Genomic DNA, 17,197 nt, shown 5'->3' on the forward strand with positions numbered 1-17,197 from the left:
TAACTGCCCTGCCCCTGGTGCATCAGCCAGGCACCACTTTCGAGTACAGTGAATCGTTTGAGATGCTGGGCTCTGTCATCGAAAAAGTGACTCAACGAGGTCTGGGCACATACTTGCGCGAAGGGGTTTGGAAACCCTTGGGCATGAACGATACCGGGTTTTCGGTACCTCAAGAGAAAAGGGGGCGTTTAGCTAAGCCATTCTCTAACGACCCGCTGACAGGCAAGCCGCAAAAAGTCTTAACCGTCGAAAAAAATCCGACGTTTGAATGTGGTGGTGGTTGTTCGTTGACGACAGTACCAGATTATTTGAAGTTTGGCCAAATGCTGGCAAACAAAGGCAATTTTAAAAACACCCAAATTTTGAGCCCGGCGTTTGTCAAATTGATGCTTTCCAACCATCTCACCGCTTCAATTCAAAACAACGTGGCAAAAGTAGAACCTCACCGTGATGGCTACGGTTTTGGGTTGGGTGTCGCCGTCAGGTTGAGTGATGGCCTGGCATCGATACCTGGCGATGCGGGCGAGATCACTTGGAACGGCGCCTACGGGACTGGTTTTGTATTGGATCCCAAACAAGAATTAGTGCTCGTCTTCGGGACGGCTGCCCCCGGCGACTTGCGCAAATATTATCGCGAACAAATCCAAGATTTAGTCTATGGGGCAATGACGTCGAACTAATCGTCGTCAGAAGTCTAAGGGCACGTTGTCAACTGAGCGCCATATGCTGACGAATAATATCCTCGTACGAGGCGTCGCCCTTTAGACCAAAATCAATCGTGCGTTGGCACTCGAAACGAGCTGGCCAACCACCGACTATCTTGGCGATGTCGGGATTGGGTTCGAGTTTGACACGTGCCCGCACCTCTTTGCCGGCCACCACCTCGAGCGCGTCCAACATCTGTGCCACCGTCACCGTCAAGGCAGGCAAATTAATGGCGGTACGGCCCGCAAACTTCTCACGCGAAGCATTCATCACCGCCATGATCCCTTTGATCGTATTTTGTGGTGATGCCAACGCAACGGCTGTACTTAAATCCACAGGACAGATCGTGTCAATCCCAGCTAAAGGTTCACGCACAATCCCCGACAGAAAACTGGAGGCAGCACCATTGGGCCGCCCAGGTCGAACTGATACCGTCATGAGCCTCGCCACGCGGCCGTCGATGTAACCCTTGCGCGTATAGTCAGCAACCAATTGCTCGCAAATGAACTTCTGAATCCCGTAACTGGATTGTGGCGTGGGCAGAGTTGTATCGGTCACTGCCCTCGCCAAAGGCAACAAGGGGTCAGAACCAAACACTGCGACCGAACTTGAAAAGAAAAATAAAGGCGCAATGCCCGTTCTCATCTGCTGCGCGCGCAGGCCATCTAACAATTGACGGGTAGAGTCGAGGTTTGATCGAAGCCCCAGCTCAAAATCAGCTTCACACTCACCGGAGACGGCAGAGGCGAAATGAAAAACAGCGTCAAAATCGGTTTTGAGCAGCTCGGGAAGCCTATCCAATAGCGCCCCTATGTCGTATTTGATGAAAGCACCGCTGGTTAACTCGGGATGCGCTGGCGCAATCAAATCAGCAAGGGTAATCGACGCGATGATGCGGCCTTGCAAGGTGCCCTCCTTTAACAAGGTTCGCGCCAACAGACTACCCAAAAAGCCAGCCCCGCCAGTGATTAATATTTTCATATTTTTTCTCAGTTAAACCGGTTTTTTATAAGCAACGCAGTCAATTTCAACGCGACAATCCACCACCATGCTCGATACAACACACGCCCTCGCGGGCGGATGTTCGCCGAAATACGTTTTGAACACGCGGTTAAACGACATGAAATCACGCGCGTCATCGAGCCAGACACCGCACCGAACCACGTGTTCTAGACCATAGCCCGCTTCATTCAAAATGGCGATGAGGTTTTTAATCGCTTGATGTGATTGCGCAACGATACCCCCTTCGACAATCTCACCGTTGACCATGGGCACCTGCCCTGACACGTGCAACCAGCCGTCAGCTTCCACGGCGCGAGCAAAAGGCAATTGCTGCCCACCCGTGCCTGAGCCGCCTTCGACCCCATAGCGTTTGATATCGTCCATTTCCACCCTTTTAGAAAAGCGTCTCAACAACACCAACGACTTGATAATGATCGTCGATCAACAGCAACTGCCGCCACTTATCAAATGTCAGGCAGGGGTGAGACACGTCAAATGCAATCATGTCCCCTACCTTTAAATCCGTGGCCAGTGGCACCTGCATGAAGGCATGTTGATCCATCATGGCAGTTATTTTTAACTCAGAATCAACCGCCTGTGGCTCAATCGAAACACCGGGTCGGTAAGACCAGGCAGGTACCGGAAACCCCGCATCAAACGCGGCATCGCGCTTTCCGAGAGCAATAATCGCCAGCTGTGGTTCTGGGCGCGACTGTACGTAGGCCCATAATTGCAGCGCTGGTAGCAAACTTTGACCCATTTCGCGGGCAATCGCATTGCTGGTGTGAATGCGCTTTTCAGCTTCACGATAGATACCCACATCGTGAGTCAGGTAGCACCCGGGCCTGAGAATGACCTGCAAGGGCTGTCCAAGCGATTGATTTGAAAACTCTTCTGCAACTACGTCATACCAAGCTGACCCTGCGCCAGACAAGATAACCGTCGGTTCAGCAAAACAAGACTGGGCGATCAGCGCGCCCGTGCGGCTCAAGACATGGCGTAAAAAGCGGCGCACCTCGGCATCTTCTTTTAAAACACCTTCATAGACCTCAACCCCGATGAGTTTGACTGATTGAGGCCAGCGTTGCACGGCATCCAGCACGGCTTGCTCTTGCGCTAAGTCACGAATACCTGTGCGACCACCTGTTACGCCATACTCAAGCAATACTCGGATGGTTTGACCGCGTCGAGCAAAATACTGGCCCAAAGCATCAACGTTATCAGCTGAGTCAACAATGCAACAGAAATTGAATTCAGGGTCTTGTATGTCTGCAATGATGGCCATATTGCCCTGACCCACCAATTGATTCGCCATCAATATTCGCTTGACCCCATTGCGCCACGCCGCTTGAACTTGCGACGCCGTCGCCAGGGTGATCCCCCATGCGCCGTGATCCAGCTGCAAATGAAACAAAGAAGGGCTCATGGTCGTCTTACCATGAGGTGCAAACTGCACGCCGTAACGTTCGATGAAGCGTTGCATCCACGTCAGGTTGTGTTGCAAGCGGCTTTGGCTCAACACCGCCACGGGCAAACTGACATCTTCAGCTAACAAGTTCCAGCCCAATGTACCGATGTCCTGCTGGCGACAATCTGCGGGGATTGCCCCCAAGCCTTTCCCCTCAACACTGATGGGACGCTGCTGTTGTCGTTGCGCGCTAGTATCTCGTTGCATGCATGGTCTCTCTCAATCGTTTTTCTTGACTTTGACGCTCGATCAGTGCTTACCAATGAAGATTAAACTGCTGACACAGATCGTCAATTTGCGCTTGGGTCAAAGGCGTCGCACTGCAATTACCTCTCAGCCACAGTTTGGCCGTTTCTTCGAGTTCTTCTAGCGTGGCCATGGTGGTGGCTGGCGTTTCACCCCAAACTTGCGGCCCCAGACGCTCACACATCACAGCCCTCAGCTTGAGCGTGCGCAACTCATGTTCAGCAATGAGTTGTTGAACACGGTCTGCAACGAGGGGATCGCCGGGGCGGCAATAAGGAATCAAGGGCACATGGCCTACTTTCATCACATAGTAGGGGGTAATTGGTGGCACAACATCTTGCGGCGACCACACCCCCCTCAAGGTCAAATCCACCAGCCAAGACGAATGCGTGTGAATCACACAGTGTGCCCACGGTGCCGCAGCATATATTTGCTGATGCAGGCGTACGGTTTTACTCGCACGATCACCGCCAATTTGCTGTCCGTCGGCATTCAGGTGCGCTAACCGGTTTGGATCCAGCATACCGAGGCAGGCATCCGTTGGCGTAATCAACACCCCACCGCCTGCCGACGCTGGCAACCGAACACTGATATTGCCCGTTGATCCGTGCACATATCCTCGGTCAAACAGACTACGTCCGACTCGGCACAACTCATGCGCGTGTTCAATGGCGGTCATCTCATCTCTCGGTTTCACGACCGACATCACGCTAGCCGTTCAAAGGCTTGGGTAAAAAAACCCACCGCACCAAAATTACCGGATTTCAAAGCGATGTGCATCGGTGCACCCGTGGCTCGGGCATAGCCCCCGCACCAAGGAACCCCCGGATCGATTTGCTTGCCAATCTGCAACTGATCAATATCAAGCGCCTGCACCACCGCGCCAGACGTCTCCCCACCCGCTACGACCAGCTGTCTGACGCCAAGCTGGACTAATCCCACGGCAATTCGTGCGAGCGTCTGTTCAACCAGAGCACCCGCTTGCTCGACGCCCAAGGTCTGCTGCACCGCTTTCAGATCTTCTGGTTGCGCGGTTGAATAAATCAAGAGTGGTGCAAGACCCATATGCGCTTTAGCCCAATCCAAAGCCTTGTCAACAACGGCCTCAACTCCCTCGTTAGCGAGAGGATTCACCACAAAATGGCTGCCGCCGTGAGCGATGAAGTTGGCGACCTGCGCATTAGTTGCGCGCGAGCAACTACCTGAAACAATGGCCTTGAAACCCTCAGCTGGCGGCAATTTCCCTGCCTGATCATTGGGCGCAATCCCAAAATTAGCGGCCAACGCAATGGCTACGCCTGAGCCGGCCGTCAACAGTGGCATCTTGGACAGCGCGGGGCCCAACCGATACAAATCATCGTTGCTGATGGCGTCAACAATAGCAATCTGTACGCCTTGCGTTTTGAGCTGTGCCATTTGAGTCTCGATCGCCGCCCCACCTTTCAGAACAGTCATGTAATCAATCAAACCCACCTGCCGCTTGGTTTGCGCTTGCAATACGCGAACCAGATTCGGATCCGTCATAGGGGTTAACGGGTGATCTTGCATACCACTTTCATTGAGCAACACGTCGCCGACAAACAAGTGACCTTTAAAAACCGTCCGGCCAGCATCCGGAAACGCCGGCGTCGCGATCGTAAAATCGGTGCCTAGCGCATCCATCAACCCATCAATCACCGGGCCGATGTTGCCCAAAGGCGTGGAATCAAAGGTAGAGCAGTATTTAAAGTAAATCTGCTCAGCCCCTTGCGCTTTGAGCCACGTTAAAGCTGCTCGCGCTTGAGCGACAGCGTCTTGAGGATCGATGGTGCGAGATTTGAGAGAGACAACGACAGCGTCAGTCTCCACTTGCAACGGGTCAGTTGGCACACCAATCGTTTGCACAACTCGCATCCCAGATCGAACCAAGTTATTGGCCAGATCTGTTGCACCCGTGAAGTCGTCGGCAATACAACCAAGTCGGATTGTGTTCATCAAACGCCCGATAAGTCAAAAACAAGGACCTCGGCCTCGTGACCAGCATCGAAGGTCAGCACGGTCTCGGCTTCTATCATGACCGCGTCGCCGCCCGAGAGGGCGACACCATTGACCGACAGCTCTCCTTTGACAAGATGAACATAAGCCAGACGACCAGGGGCAAGGGACAAGGTGGCACGCTCTTGCCCGTCAAACAACCCCGCATAGAGCGAGGCGTCTGCATGGATGGTGACCGAATGACCTGCGCCACTGGGCGAGGCAATCAAACACAGCTTGCCCCGCTTATCGCTAGCAGCTACCGACTTCTGTTCGTAGCTCGGCTCAATGCCAGTGACGTTGGGTTCGATCCAAATTTGCAAAAAATGTGTCAGCTGACCTTCAGCGTGATTAAATTCGCTATGTTGAACGCCTCGGCCTGCACTCATGCGTTGTACATCACCCGGGGGGATACCCTTTACGTTGCCCATGCTGTCGCGGTGGGCTAAGTTACCTTCAAGCACGTAACTGATGATCTCCATGTCGCGATGGCCGTGAGTGCCAAACCCGCTACCGGCCTCGATACGGTCTTCGTTAATGACTCGAAGATTGCCCCACCCCATGAAGGCTGAGTCGTGATATCCAGCAAACGAAAAACTGTGAAAAGACTTTAACCACCCGTGATCGGCATAGCCTCGATCCTGTGAACGTCTGATTTTGATCATAAAAAACCCCTCACCGAAGATTAAAACTTCTCTGAGGAGTAGTTTACCCGTCACCAGCGCGCTGTCTCAACTTGCAGTTCAGAGGTTCACCCATTAGCATGGGCAACCCACTTTTGTTTGCCCTGAGGATACCCAGATGAGTAAATTGTTTTCACCCATCGAGCTTGGCCAGTTGACGCTGGATAACCGTATCGTGATTGCCCCCATGTGCCAGTACTCGGCCGAGAACGGCAATGCGACCGACTGGCACATGATCCACCTCGGTCAAATGGCCTTATCCGGGGCTGGGTTATTGATCATAGAGGCAACAGCGGTAGAAGCCATTGGCCGTATTACGCATGGCTGCCTGGGCCTTTGGTCTGACGAAAATGAAGCGGCGCTAAAGCCTGTATTAGCAGCCATTCGCCAATATTCTTCTATGCCGGTCATGATTCAGCTTGGCCATGCGGGGCGCAAAGCATCAAGCGCTCGTCCTTGGGAAGGCGGTCAACTGATTGCGATCAAAGACGGTGGCTGGCAAGTCGAGGGGCCCTCTGCAGTGCCTCACGGGTCGACTGAGTCGCACCCACTCGCCATGGACAAGGTTGCGCTTGAACGGGTCAAAAAGGCCTTTGTCGATTCGGCGCTACGCGCCATGCGGCTTGGGTTCGACGGGATAGAGCTGCATGGGGCTCATGGCTATTTATTGCATCAATTTTTGTCGCCCGTTGCAAATAAACGAACGGACGAGTACGGTGGATCTGCCGAGAACAGAATGCGCTTCCCGCTCGAGGTGTTTGAGGCGGTTCGAAAAGCTGCGCCAAACACGGTACTTGGGATCCGGATTTCAGGCACTGATTGGGTAGAAGACGGCCAGCCCATGCAAGCCAATATCGACTTTGGTAACCGGCTAAAAGCGTTGGGCTGCGACTTTATTCACGTCTCGACCGGCGGTGTCGCCGCCAATCAAGAGATTCCGGTGGGGCCGAAGTTTCAAATCCCCTTTGCAACGCAGATCAAAGAAGGTACTGGCCTGCCCACCATGGCAGTGGGCTTAATCACAGATCCCAAGCAAGCCGAGCAAATTATTGTCGATGGCGAGGCGGACATGGTCGCCTTAGCTCGAGGAATGCTCTACGACCCTCGTTGGCCTTGGCACGCGGCGGCAGAACTGGGTGCAAGTGTTGAGGCCGCCCCGCAGTATTGGCGCTCGCAACCACGAGGTTTGTCAACGTTGTTTCGTGACACCAAATTTGGCGGCCGCTAAACACGGTAAGACGCAATCCGACTAGGCTCTGCCGCCTCTGACCCAAAGGCGGCAGACCGTGAGTGACTTAATCCCTGAAATTGTTGAACTGCAGCGGCAAGGGTACATCTACCTTTTTAAGTAACGCGATGGCATCCTGCAAGTCATCGCGCTTTTTACCGGTCACGCGCAGCTTTTCGCCAGTAATTTGATGCTCGACTTTCAGTTTGGCCTCTTTCATGGCGGCGATCAGCTTTTTGGAGACTGGTTGTTCTATGCCCTGCTTGATCGTGACCTTTTGACGTGCTCCCCCCAGATTTTCAAGCGGATCGGCGACATCCAGACATCTGACATCAATACCTCGTGCACTCAAGCGACTGCGAAGAATATCCAGCATCTGCTTTAATTGAAATGCGCTTCCAGCCACTTGAGTCACCACAAACTCATCGAGTTCGAACTTGGCGTGCGTCCCTTTGAAATCGAACCGCGTGGCCAGCTCACGATTCGCCTGATCAACCGCGTTGGTCAGTTCGTGTTTGTCGACTTCGGAGACAACGTCAAAAGATGGCATGGCAAAACCCCTGATAAGATCACAACTCGTTAGTTTAAGCGTCCACATCATTTTAGGTTCTATTAAGGTTCCGTGTCATGAGCGATTGCGAAGGTATTGTCAGCCAGCTATTCATCTACCCGATCAAATCGTGTGGCGGCATTGAAATCCAAACCTCGTTAGTGACGCCCTCAGGCCTGGCCTTCGATCGAGAGTGGCTCATTGTCGATCAGCATGGGATGTTTCTCACCCAGCGTCAGTGTCCTCACATGGGCTGGATTACCCCCTCACTGGATGCCCATTACCTGACGCTATCAGCACCCACTCAAGGCCCCGTCAGCGTTGACTTATCGTATCGCGGAAGTTCTCTTCTGGTGACGGTTTGGCGTGACACGCTGCCTGCCGATGACATGGGAGATGAGGTGGCTCAATGGCTTGATCGTTTCCTGCAAATCCCTGGTAAAAACTTTCGTCTTGTCAGGTTTGGTCAACAATCAAGCCGGCTATCCAACAAAGACTGGACACAAGGTATCGATCGGCCCAACATGTTTAGCGATGGTTTTGCAACACTCATTGTGACGCAATCTGCCCTAGACGAGTTAAATCAGCGACTCAGTAAAAATGAACACGAACTTGCTGGTATGAGCCGCTTTCGGCCAAACATCGTGCTCAAAGGCCTTCAAGCGCACGCTGAAGACCATCTCGACACCCTACGCTTCACCCCTGCTGCCAAAGGGCCGCAACTGCAACTTGTCAAACCTTGTTCAAGATGCGCCGTCATTGATATCGACCCGTACACGGCGCAGTCATCGCCAGTCATCAGTGACACGCTAGCGCCTTACCGACGTTTGCCTATCCTCAATGATGCGATCTGCTTTGGGATGAACGGTGTTATCACTGACACGGGTTCGAAGCAAATTACCGTCGGAGACGATTTCGGGGCAGATTACAAAATATAGAGACACACACGATGCCCACGGCCTCACCTCAACAGCAACTCGGCGTTTTACTTCAACGCTCGTTTGCCCTGCATCAGCGGGGTGAGTTGAAACAGGCACAAAGCGGCTACCGGCAGATACTCAAGCTGCAAGCCGATCATTTTGACGCTTTGCAATTATCAGCGTCGATTTTTCTGGCTACCAACAACCCCACTAAAGCGGTTGAGCTCTACCGTAGAGCCATAAAAATCAACGCAACCGATCCCGATATTGTCAGTAATCTAGGGGTTGCACTACAGGCACTGAATCAACACGAAAAAGCACTTGCCGCCTATGACAAGGCGCTCAGCATCAATCCAAAGCACGCGATTTCCCACAATAACCGCGGCGCTGTATTGCAAAAGCTTCAACGATTCGAAGATGCGGCGGCCGCTTATAAGCTGGCGACAGAGAACGCGCCAGACTATAGCGAAGCCCATCACAATCTCGCCAATACCCTCAAATACCTTGGTCGCGTGGAGCAAGCCATACTGAGCTACGACCAAGCCTTGGCCTGTCAACCTTGGTTTGCAGAAGCGCACCACAATCGGGGGATTGCGCTCGCCAGCCTGTCACGGTTCGAGCTCGCCCTCGCCAGTTACGATCAAGCCATTCTCATCCAACCCGATTTCACTGAGGCTTATAACAATCGTGGGGTTGCGCTCGCTGAACTTGGTGACTTAAATGGGGCGCTTGCAAGCTACGCTCGTGCCATTGCACTGAAGCCAGACAATGCTCAAGCCTTCAACAACCAAGGCGTATCTCTCGAGCGCTGTCGACAATATGCAGAAGCGTCATTCAGTTATACCCAAGCCATCAAGCTCAAACCCGATTTCGCAGATGCCCATAATAATCTGGGGGTTTCACTTGAGGCGTTAGGCCGTCCTGAAGAAGCATTGATGCGCTATGAAGCTGCGCTCAAGCTCAGACCCGACTACGTTGACGCGCACATGAATCGCGGCAACATTCTGCTGCGATTAAAGCGATTCGAGCCTGCTTTGGATAGCTATCAATGCGCTCACCAAATCGCACCCAACCGTGACTTTTTAATCGGCCAGATTTTTCACACCAAGATGATGATGTGTGATTGGCAAGCGTTTGATCAACAGCTCGATGCGATCACTCAAAAGATTGCGGCAGGTGAGCGTCCATGCATGCCCTTTCCGCTATTGGCGATGATTGACTCACCAGAGATCCAGCGTCGTTGTGCCCAAAACTTTATTACTGACACGCTGCGCTTCACGAGTGCCCTAGGGCCGATAGCGAAACGTAAGAGAAGGGGAAAAATCCGGCTTGGCTACTACTCTGCAGATTTACAAGAACATGCCACTGCTTATTTGATGGCAGAGTTTTTTGAATTGCACGACAAAGCGCAGTTTGAACTCTACGCATTCTCGTTCGGGCCTGATCGAGAAGATCCGATGCGAGCGCGTTTAAGACAAAGTTTTCATCAATTTATCGACGTAAAAAGCCAGTCCGACCAAGCTGTCGCTCAGCTCAGCCGAGACCTTGGCATTGACATTGCCGTTGATTTGAAGGGGTTTACCGTCGATTGCAGGACAGCGATTTTTGCCCACCGGGCAGCGCCCATTCAAGTCAGTTACCTCGGTTATCCGGGCTCTATGGCCGCTGAATTTATCGACTATCTCATCGCAGACACCACGCTAATCCCCTCGCAGTTGCAGGCACACTATTCTGAAAAGCTTGTCTATTTACCGAATAGTTATCAAGTGAACGATCGGCAGCGCAAGCCGTCGGATCTGTCTTTCTCGAGGGCGGATGCCGGTTTACCTGCCACCGGCTTTGTGTACTGCTGTTTCAACAACAACTTTAAAATGACACCCGCTTGTTTTGAAGATTGGATGAAGATTTTGAAGGCTGTTGAGGACAGCGTGTTGTGGCTGTTTGAAGACAACCACGCTGCGATGAAGCATCTCAAGCGCGCGGCCTCTCAACAGGGGGTTGATCCGGCCAGACTTGTCTTTGCGCAACGGCTGCCACTTGCTGACCATCTGGCACGGCACCGACTCGCCGATTTGTTTCTTGACACACGGCCCTATAACGCCCACACCACCGCGAGTGATGCGCTCTGGGCGGGGCTACCGGTGCTGACGCAAATAGGCGAATCTTTTGCGAGTCGCGTGGCCAGCAGCCTTCTGCAAGCAGTTGGGTTGCCCGAACTAATCACGCAATCGTCATCCGAATACGTCGCCTTAGCGATTGCACTTGCAAAGGCCCCTGAGAGGTTGTGGCTGATCAAGCAGAAGCTTGTCAATCACCGTTTGCAAACGCCGCTGTTCGATACACCACGCACGACTAAAAGTATCGAAGCAATCTATCTACAAATGATCAATCGATACGATGCTGATCTACCTTTATCGAACATCGTTCGCCCCCCCTAGCGTCCCTGTCTCATGCAACGTGTCAGCGTCATCACCCCCACTTTTAATCGAGCAGAGCTGCTCGCGTTAGTGCTGAAAAGTTTTCTCTCTCAAACCTATCAAAACATCGAATGGCGTATCCTCGATGATAGTGACCGTCCAAATAGCCAATTTCAACGGTTGAATAACCATCGGATTTTTTACCAACACAACGAGAAAAGAATGTCGATTGGCGAAAAGCGAAACCTACTGATCGAGCAATCGACTGGCGATGTCATCGTCAATTTCGATGACGATGATTATTACGCGCCAACGTACATCGCGCAGTTAATGATGGCGCTACAAACCACTCAAGCGGATCTACTGAATTTAAGAGGCTTTTTTATTTATAGTAGTGTGGCCAAGCGTTTCGCTTACTGGGACATGATGATCAAAGAAGGATTGCATTTCTCACTGTCACGTGTCGGCCTGCACCCGATCGCTGTTGACGAAAGCAACCGCGGAGAACTTCTCACCATTCATCTCGGCTATGGCTTTGGTTGGATCTTCAAAAAACAAGTGTGGCAACGCAACCCCTATCCTCATATTAATTGGAATGAAGATGGTGCGTTTGCGATCAAAGCAGCCGAGCAGTTCAAGCTGGACGGGTTGATGGATAAATCTGGGTTGTGCCTTCATTTCCTGCATGGCAGGAACTCGTCGGCCTGCTTCCCACAATATCTCTTACCCACTGAACTGATGGATAGGTTCTTTCCGCTTGAACGTATCAATCAATTCATCGATGCTGGCAAATAAGCGCTCATAAAAATCGGTCTAGGATTTTTCGACTATTTTTATCCAGGGCTTGAATGTCTTTGAGATAAAAGCGAAGCCCGTGACTATCCGTGATGAGCAAGGTCCAAGTGGCCAAGCGACGAATGTCCTCTTCACCCTTGAGTGTGAAGGTGGTGCGGCCCTTGTCTGTCATCACCACCCAGTCGCTGGGGGTTGAAAAGGTAGAAACCGATAGGATGCTGAAAATCTCTGGGATTAGCTCACGTGAAGCGATCTCATCAAGAATGCACTGGCGAGTCTCGTCAGGAAGCTTATGCAAATCGTCAATCCAGACAATTTCTTTGCCTTCTGAACTCATCATGGCCACAAAGAACTCAGGCGCCCCCACCGGAAACGCTCGAACTGGCACAACCCCCTCATGCGTCTCACCGGTTGCCGTTGTCAGGACAAGCTTACCCGCCAGACTACGAGACAATTTAAAATCAAACATGTGCCTCTTCCTGCTTGGCCGGTGCGTCTGTCAAAACGACTTCAGCCGCTGCGTCAGTCTGACGCGTCTGCGCCAAATAGAGTGCATGATAAGCACCTTGTCGTTCAATGAGCTCGTCGTGGGGCCCAATCTCAACCACCTTGCCGCGATCCAAGACCACCAATCGGTCGGCCTTACGAAGTGTGCTTAGGCGATGCGCAATGGCAATTGTCGTGCGACCCTGAATTAAATTATCCAACGCCTCTTGGATCTCCATTTCAGTCGTTGTGTCCACCGACGACGTTGCTTCATCCAAAATCAGAATTTTCGGGTCGATCAACAACGCTCGAGCGATCGAAATACGTTGACGTTCGCCGCCCGACAAAGCTTGCCCCCGTTCGCCCACCAGCGAGTCGTAGCCTTGGGGCAACCTTAAGATGAATTCATGAGCACGGGCAGCTCGCGCGGCGGCCACGATTTCTTCGCGCGTCGCTTCAGGTTTACCGTAGGCGATGTTCTCAGCAATACTACCGAAAAACAAAAAGGGTTCTTGAAGCACGAGCCCGATATGGCGACGATAGGATGCCAAAGCATACGATCTGATATCGACGCCATCGACTCGTATCCCTCCCTCCGTCACATCGTAAAAGCGGCAAATCAAATTGACCAACGAGCTTTTACCCGATCCGCTATGGCCGACCAGGCCAATCATCTCACCGGCGCGAATATTCAAATCGATCCCGCGCAAAATCGTGCGACTGCCATATCGAAACCCCACGTTACGCAACTCGATTCGACCTTCGATCTGATCTAGCGGTACAGGACGGGTAGCGTCCGGCACGCTCGATACATGATCAAGAATATCAAAAATGCGCTTTGCCCCCGCAGCCGCTTGTTGCGTGTGGGACACGATACGGCTCATGGAATCCAATCTGGTGTAGAACCGACCAATGTAGGCCAAAAACGCCGCCAGCACGCCGACGGTGATGCCATGAGCGGCCACCTGCGAAATCCCAAAAATCCACACGACCAGCAGACCAATTTCAGTTAAGAACGTCACCGTCGGCGCAAACAAGGCCCAGACCTTGTTGATCCTGTCATTCACCCCGAGATAGCGATTGTTGGCATCGCGAAAGCGTGCCACTTCGCGATCCTCTTGTGCAAATGCTTTGACCACGCGAATGCCGGGGATGGTGTCGGCTAACACGTTGGTGACGTCGCTCCAGGCTCGATCAACTTTTTCGAAACCGTGACGCAACCGCCCCCTGACCGAATTAATCATCCACACAATAAATGGCAGGGGGATCAACGTGGTCAACGCAAGTTTGGCATCGATTGAAATCAGAATACCCGCGGTCATCAAGATCATCAACACATCGTTGGCGAAATCAAGGAGGTGTAGAGACAAAAACAAATTAATGCGATCCGTCTCACTGCCAATCCGGGCCATCAAATCACCCGTTCGCTTTCCGCCAAAATATTGCAGAGACAAGGTTTGCAAATGCGTAAAGGTAGCGGTACGAAGATCAGCACCAATACGTTCGCTGATCCAAGCCAACAAATACGTTCTTGCCCAACTCAGCAACCACGCCAGAAAGCCTGACACCACCAACCCTGTCAATAGCAAAGCGACAAGATCGTAATCAATGGGTTTGCCATTTTGAAAGGGAATCAAGATCCTATCCATTAACGGCATGGTGAGATAAGGCGGTACCAAGGTTGCCCCTGTGGACATCAAGGTCAGAATCAGCCCCAACATCAGCAAACCGCGATATGGCTTGGCAAATCGAACCAGTCTGAGCAACGCCCACCCGTTATTAGGCCCCTGCGCCTCGCCACTACAGACTGCGCACTCTTCTTGATCTGGCGCGAAGGGGGTACCGCAAGTCGGGCATGTGGCAGGGGCCGTATCGATTTCAGCGCTAGGGTTTGCCTCCAACGTCTGGCAAACCAAAAAAGTTTCGCAGAGACGGCTGACCGCGGCAGCAAACCCCAAGGTGTGGTGCCAGATGGCAATTCGTCGACCATCCTCAAACAACTCAATGGCGCCAAGGCCTGCATAATCCCGATGTTCGAGTGTCTGATTGGATCCAATAACCCAAGAAACCCAGTTTTCAGTACCTGCGTGGCGTGTAATCACGCGTCTCTCTGTCAACACGATCACGCTTGCGTTAAACCGAAGATTGTCGTCTAAATCGGGCTCAAGCCAAGCTTTGACGGACTCATCAGGCGCAAGCACGCCATGCAGAGCGCTTGCCCAAGCAATGGGCAGCGTCGGTTTATTATTCGTTTGGGCGTTCAGTGGCAACTTCATGACCCGTCTAGTATAACGAGCCTGCAGGGTGGAAACCGGCAGGAAGGGGCATGACCTGCTTAGCAAAATACGTTTTTGCTACCATAAGGCCATATTCGCGACATTATTGCACTGCAGCATGAACTTTTAAGCACTTGACGAATCCATGTCCTGACACAGGCGATCGTTGCAGGCGAAAAATCAACTCAAAGGGCTGATCAAGACATATGAATAAACGCGACATCGTTATCGAGCGCATCATCCACTTGCGTGGTCCGCATATCTGGACCCTCCAATTTGTCCCGGTGATTGAAGCGATCGTCGATATCGGCGAGCTCGAGGACTTCCCGTCGGATGCAGTGCCAAGTGTTTACAAGCGACTCACTGCGTGGATGCCCACGTTAATCGAACATCGGTGCAGCCCAGGGGTTCGCGGTGGTTTTTTAACGCGTCTCGAGAGAGGCACTTGGCCTGGTCATATTCTTGAGCATGTTGCCCTTGAGTTGCTGACGCTCGCTGGCATGCGCGGTGGATTTGGCAGAACCCGTGAAACACCAAAACGAGGGGTTTATAACGTCGTCATTACCGCTTGGGACGAACACGTCGCTCGGGCAGCATTGCACGCTGGGCGCGACGTCGTCATGGCCGCCTACGAAGATCGCGACTGCGACATCCCTGAAATGGTCGAAAACTTGAAAGACCTCATGGAATCGTATTATTTGGGGCCAAGTACGGCAACCATCGTTGAGGCCGCGTATGACAGACGCATCCCCATCATTCGCTTAAGTAGCGGCAATATATTGCAATTGGGCTATGGCGCAAACCAACGTCGAATCTGGACTGCCGAAACCGACAAAACGGGTGCTATCGCAGAGACCACCTCTAGGGATAAAGACTTAACAAAATCATTGCTTCAAGCATGCGGCATACCCGTACCGCAAGGGCAGTCTGTCGAAAACGCCGCGCAGGCCTGGGAGGCCGCTCAAGAGCTGGGCATCCCTGTGGTTGTCAAACCCGTCGATGGCAATCACGGTCGCGGCGTGTTCACGAATTTGGTTTCTCAACGAGAAGTAGAAGCCGCTTACGCCATCGCCGTTCAAGAGGGGTCAGGCGTCATCGTCGAAAAGTTCATTTTTGGTGAAGAACATCGCCTGCTTGTGGTCGGTGGGAAGATGGTGGCAGCTGCCAAGGGATCAACGGCTTTCATTATCGGTGACGGTAAATCGACGGTACTCGATTTGATTGAAAGCCAGATCAATGCTGACCCACGCAGAGGTCGTAACGAAGATCATCCGCTGAACTTTATCCGCCTTGATTCAGCCAATCGACTTGAACTCGAAAAACAAGGCCTGACGCCAGAATCCATTCCTGACGATGGCCGTACCGTCATCATTCAACGCAGTGGCAACGTCGCGATCGATTGTACGGACGACGTTCATCCCGAGGTGGCCGACACCGTTGCCATGGCGGCACGCATTGTGGGCTTAGACATCGCAGGGATTGATCTGGTCGCAAAAGATATCTCTCAGCCATTGAGTCAACAAGCCGGAGCGATCGTTGAAGTCAACGCGGGTCCTGGGTTACTTATGCACATCAAACCTGCAGAAGGTCAGGCTCGCCCTGTTGGCCGGGCCATTGTGGATCACATGTTTGGCCCCACCGACAGCGGGTTGATCCCGATCGTTGGGCTCGGTGGCACGGACAACCTCGACCATTTAAGCACCCTACTGTTTAAGCTCATGAACTTGAATGGCTGGGAAACGGGGATTGCGGCGAAAACAGGGTTACAAGTGGGTCGTCGTCGCATCAGCCCAGACAATAGCGCAAACTTCGATCAGGCTCGCAGACTGCTATTGAATCGGGAAGTACAAGCAGCTGTCATCGAGACAACCGGCCACGAAATTCTTGCCAACGGCTTGCCATTCGAGGTGTGTGATGTCAGCGTGGTCACGCGCATTCAATGGTCTGATGAGTTTCAGGCGTATGACATGCATCATCTCTCGGATAGCGATGATCTGATCAAAATTTTTAGAACACTTGTTGACGTGGTATTGAAAACCGGTACGGCAGTACTCAACGCAGACGATTCGATTGTCGCTTCTCTGGCTGAGTATTGCGAAGGGGCGGTAACCTTTTACAGCCTGAATCCCACGCAGACTTTGATTCAAGAACACCTTCGGCAAGGGCATCGTGCGGTATTGCTTGAGCAAGGGCAAGTCGTGCTTGCACAAGGCAATGATCGAATCAAGTTAGTGGCTGTCGATCAATGCCCCTTTGTTTTGCAAGCGCCATCGGATCAGACGCGATCTACCGCCCTAGCCGGGGCCGCCGCCTCTTGGGCACTCGGTTTGTCGACGGATCTCATTGCAGCGGGCCTACTCAGCCCGCTGCGTTAAATCACCCATACTCTCGCTCAATACCCAGAGGAA

The 17,197-nt window shown here is 52.4% G+C and carries 15 protein-coding genes; 6 read left to right on the forward strand and 9 right to left on the reverse strand.

Translation table 11 applies throughout. The annotated features are described in order from the left end of the window. A partial coding sequence (locus AC1W8Y_RS00005; RefSeq protein WP_482012406.1) for a serine hydrolase domain-containing protein occupies positions 1-680 on the forward strand: 680 nt, incomplete at its 5' end. 28 nt (positions 681-708) lie between these two features. Here AC1W8Y_RS00005 and denD read toward each other — a convergent pair. The 6 genes from denD to AC1W8Y_RS00035 are packed head-to-tail and all read right to left on the reverse strand — an operon-like array spanning position 709 to position 6,099. Further along, a complete protein-coding gene (denD, locus tag AC1W8Y_RS00010) occupies positions 709-1,686 on the reverse strand; it encodes a D-erythronate dehydrogenase (RefSeq protein ID WP_482012407.1) in 978 nt (325 codons plus the stop codon). Between the two features lie 12 nt (positions 1,687-1,698). Beyond that, positions 1,699-2,082 carry a RidA family protein gene (locus AC1W8Y_RS00015; RefSeq protein WP_482012640.1) on the reverse strand — a complete coding sequence of 128 codons (384 nt, stop codon included), beginning with the start codon at positions 2,080-2,082 and terminating at the stop codon, positions 1,699-1,701. Between the two features lie 19 nt (positions 2,083-2,101). Next, a complete protein-coding gene (locus AC1W8Y_RS00020; RefSeq protein ID WP_482012408.1) occupies positions 2,102-3,382 on the reverse strand; it encodes an amino acid deaminase in 1,281 nt (426 codons plus the stop codon). A 49-nt stretch (positions 3,383-3,431) separates the two neighbouring features. Then, positions 3,432-4,100: a class II aldolase/adducin family protein gene (locus tag AC1W8Y_RS00025; protein ID WP_482012641.1), complete on the reverse strand. Its 669-nt coding sequence runs from the start codon at positions 4,098-4,100 to the stop codon at positions 3,432-3,434. Between the two features lie 26 nt (positions 4,101-4,126). Continuing rightward, a complete protein-coding gene (gene otnK / locus AC1W8Y_RS00030) occupies positions 4,127-5,395 on the reverse strand; it encodes a 3-oxo-tetronate kinase (RefSeq protein ID WP_482012409.1) in 1,269 nt (422 codons plus the stop codon). Continuing rightward, complete coding sequence (locus AC1W8Y_RS00035) at positions 5,395-6,099, reverse strand: pirin family protein (RefSeq protein WP_482012410.1); 705 nt, start codon at positions 6,097-6,099, stop codon at positions 5,395-5,397. Before AC1W8Y_RS00035 ends, otnK begins: the two co-directional genes overlap by 1 nt. Before the next feature lie 136 nt (positions 6,100-6,235). On the opposite strand from AC1W8Y_RS00035, the gene AC1W8Y_RS00040 reads away from it, so the two are divergent. Beyond that, entirely contained in the window at positions 6,236-7,345 is a 1,110-nt protein-coding gene (locus AC1W8Y_RS00040) for an NADH:flavin oxidoreductase/NADH oxidase (protein ID WP_482012411.1), read from the forward strand. A 67-nt stretch (positions 7,346-7,412) separates the two neighbouring features. Here the strand turns inward: AC1W8Y_RS00040 and AC1W8Y_RS00045 are convergent, their stop codons facing one another. Then, the gene (locus AC1W8Y_RS00045) at positions 7,413-7,895 is read right to left on the reverse strand and encodes a YajQ family cyclic di-GMP-binding protein (RefSeq protein ID WP_482012412.1); all 483 of its coding nucleotides are present in this window, start codon (positions 7,893-7,895) and stop codon (positions 7,413-7,415) included. A 77-nt stretch (positions 7,896-7,972) separates the two neighbouring features. Here AC1W8Y_RS00045 and AC1W8Y_RS00050 point away from each other — a divergent pair, with 77 nt between their 5' ends. The 3 genes from AC1W8Y_RS00050 to AC1W8Y_RS00060 are packed head-to-tail and all read left to right on the forward strand — an operon-like array spanning position 7,973 to position 12,027. Further along, entirely contained in the window at positions 7,973-8,833 is an 861-nt protein-coding gene (locus AC1W8Y_RS00050; protein WP_482012413.1) for an MOSC domain-containing protein, read from the forward strand. An 11-nt stretch (positions 8,834-8,844) separates the two neighbouring features. Continuing rightward, complete coding sequence (locus AC1W8Y_RS00055; RefSeq protein WP_482012414.1) at positions 8,845-11,253, forward strand: tetratricopeptide repeat protein; 2,409 nt, start codon at positions 8,845-8,847, stop codon at positions 11,251-11,253. Between the two features lie 12 nt (positions 11,254-11,265). Continuing rightward, the gene (locus AC1W8Y_RS00060) at positions 11,266-12,027 is read left to right on the forward strand and encodes a glycosyltransferase family 2 protein (RefSeq protein WP_482012415.1); all 762 of its coding nucleotides are present in this window, start codon (positions 11,266-11,268) and stop codon (positions 12,025-12,027) included. 4 nt (positions 12,028-12,031) lie between these two features. Here the strand turns inward: AC1W8Y_RS00060 and AC1W8Y_RS00065 are convergent, their stop codons facing one another. Both AC1W8Y_RS00065 and AC1W8Y_RS00070 read right to left on the reverse strand, forming a co-directional pair. After that, positions 12,032-12,496 carry a cyanophycin metabolism-associated DUF1854 family protein gene (locus AC1W8Y_RS00065; protein ID WP_482012416.1) on the reverse strand — a complete coding sequence of 155 codons (465 nt, stop codon included), beginning with the start codon at positions 12,494-12,496 and terminating at the stop codon, positions 12,032-12,034. Then, complete coding sequence (locus AC1W8Y_RS00070; RefSeq protein ID WP_482012417.1) at positions 12,489-14,789, reverse strand: cyanophycin metabolism-associated ABC transporter; 2,301 nt, start codon at positions 14,787-14,789, stop codon at positions 12,489-12,491. Before AC1W8Y_RS00070 ends, AC1W8Y_RS00065 begins: the two co-directional genes overlap by 8 nt. Positions 14,790-14,995: 206 nt before the next feature. On the opposite strand from AC1W8Y_RS00070, the gene AC1W8Y_RS00075 reads away from it, so the two are divergent. Continuing rightward, complete coding sequence (locus AC1W8Y_RS00075) at positions 14,996-17,164, forward strand: cyanophycin synthetase (RefSeq protein WP_482012418.1); 2,169 nt, start codon at positions 14,996-14,998, stop codon at positions 17,162-17,164. The last annotated feature ends 33 nt before the right edge of the window (positions 17,165-17,197 follow it).

The organism is Jezberella sp. (assembly GCF_964834465.1).